The organism is Kaistella sp., assembly GCF_032060305.1.
Classification (GTDB): Bacteria; Bacteroidota; Bacteroidia; order Flavobacteriales; family Weeksellaceae; genus Kaistella; species Kaistella yananensis.
Genome location: NZ_DAMBHK010000132.1, coordinates 1 through 2,401, shown reverse-complemented (window position 1 = coordinate 2,401; position 2,401 = coordinate 1). Strand labels below are relative to the sequence as shown.

1 protein-coding gene is annotated in these 2,401 nt (G+C 41.1%); it reads left to right on the top strand.

Annotated elements, in window-relative coordinates; genetic code table 11:
* Positions 1–2,069 (top strand): type ISP restriction/modification enzyme (locus V5N63_RS11605; RefSeq protein WP_332034068.1); only part of this gene is annotated, 2,069 nt, incomplete at its 5' end.
* Positions 2,070–2,401: the final 332 nt, after the last annotated feature.

The following is a 2,401-nucleotide window of genomic DNA, read 5'->3' as shown; positions in this document are numbered from 1 at the left end:
TGCTGAAAACCGAATTCAACCTCCCGATGGGACTCGCCGATGCCTCGAAACTGACCAAAAAAGTGGAGCTTCACGGCAAGAAAGTAGATAAAACCTACCACAAAGTACAGGTGCTGGATCCTGCCACCGGAACCGGGACTTTTCTGGCGGAAACCATCCGGTATATTTACGACGAAAACTTCCGCAACATCAACGAAGGGGCGTGGAACAGCTATGTGGAAAAAGACCTGATCCCGAGGATGAACGGTTTCGAACTGCTGATGGCGAGTTATTCCATGGCGCACCTGAAACTCGATATGCTGCTTTCGGAAACCGGTTACGAAACCAACAGCGACCAGCGTTTCAATGTATTCCTCACCAATTCGCTGGAAGAACACCACCAGGACACCGGAACCCTGTTTGCGAGCTGGCTTTCGGATGAAAGCAATATGGCGAACCAGATCAAGAAAGACACGCCGGTGATGTGTGTGATTGGGAATCCGCCGTATTCTGGGGAAAGTTCGAATAAATCGGACTGGATTATGGGTTTGATGGAAGATTACAAAAAAGAACCCGGAGGCAAAGAGAAACTCAAAGAAAGAAATTCTAAAGTAATAAATGATGACTACGTAAAGTTCATCCGCTTTGCGCAGCATCTGGTGGAGAAAAATGAAGAAGGCATCGTGGCTTTCATCAATCCCCACGGTTATTTAGATAATATGACTTTTCGTGGAATGCGCTGGAATCTGCTGAAAACATTTGATAAGATTTATACGATTGATTTGCACGGCAATTCTAAAAAGAAAGAAACTTCGCCTGACGGAAGTGTTGACCAGAATGTATTTGATATTATGCAGGGCGTTTCGATCAATCTTTTTGTGAAGACCAATAAGAAAGGAAAGAATGAATTGGGTAAAGTTTTTCATTATGATTTGTATGGAAAACGAAATGAGAAGTATGAGTTTTTATTAAACAATAACATTCAAAAGATTTTATTTGATGTCATTAAGCCACAATCTGACAGATATTTCTTTCGACCTAAGAATTTGGAACAAGTTGTAGAATATGAAAAAGGTTTTGTAATTAAAGAATTATTCAATCTTAATACTAGTGGGATCAAGACTCATGATGATTTTAATTTAATAGGCTTTCAGGAATTTAATTCTTTTAACCAAAAGATTCTTTACCGACCATTTGATATTAGAAATATAAATTACGATTTAGAAAAAGTTGTTCGTCCGCGGTATTCAGTAATGAAAAATATACTTTCATTAAATAAGAATTATTCCCTTATATCTACCAAGCAATTATCCACTTTTAATTTTCAACATGTTCTAATAACAGATAAGTTATCAGATATAAATAATATTTCCCTTCAAAGTAGAGAAATCAGCTATATATTTCCGCTCTACCTTTACCAGCAACCCACCGAATTAGATCCGCGGGAAAGAATCCCAAACTTCAATCCTGAGATCCTGAAGCAGATTGAGCAGGCTTTAGGGATGAAGTTGGTGGAGGAGGAGCAGTTTGTCAAAGGTCAAAACTTTGACAAAGTTAAAGACGGCCTCTTCACGCCTTTGGATGTTCTGGATTACATTTACGCCATACTGCATTCCCCAAAATACCGCGAAACCTATAAAGAATTCCTGAAGATCGATTTCCTGCGCGTGCCGTTTCCAAAACCCGAAACCTTCTGGCAGCTCGTACAACTCGGCAGCGAAATCCGCCAACTCCACCTGCTGGAAGGGATTTCCAATAAAGACCTCACGACAAAGTTTACCGGAAAAGGGGAGAATGTGGTGGAGAAACCGACTTTTGTCCGCGACGCAGAACTAACAACAACGGATGGCGTCGCTGCGCTTGCCATGACGGGGAAAGTATACATCAACCCCACCCAGTATTTCGAAAACATCCCCGAAAGCGCGTGGAACTTCTACATCGGCGGTTACCAACCCGCTCAGAAATGGCTCAAAGACCGCAAAGGCCGCACGCTGGATTTCCAGGATGTGCTGCATTACCAGAAAATGATTTATGCGATGAGCAACACGGAAAGACTGATGGGGGAGATTGATGAAGTGGGAGTGGTGTGAAAAAACCAGAGGCCTGTCATTCTGAACGAAGCAGAAGCGCAGTGAAAATCTCAAGGCAAGTGGTGGTGCTTTAAATTTTCTTAAGTACAGAAGCCATGGCAGCAATGGAAACATTAACGGTCCATTTAATGATTTATAAAGAAAAAAATATATCTTAGAGCCAAGAAACAAGTGCTATGACTTGCAGATCAATCCTGCAGAATAGGTGGTATTTGTGTGACGAAGTAGACATATATACAAGTTACCGGTTATTTTACAAAAAACACCTCAAAGGTAGTATACGATGAAAAGTGAAAAAGAAAAAATGATTTCGGGAAAGCCTTACAAAGCTT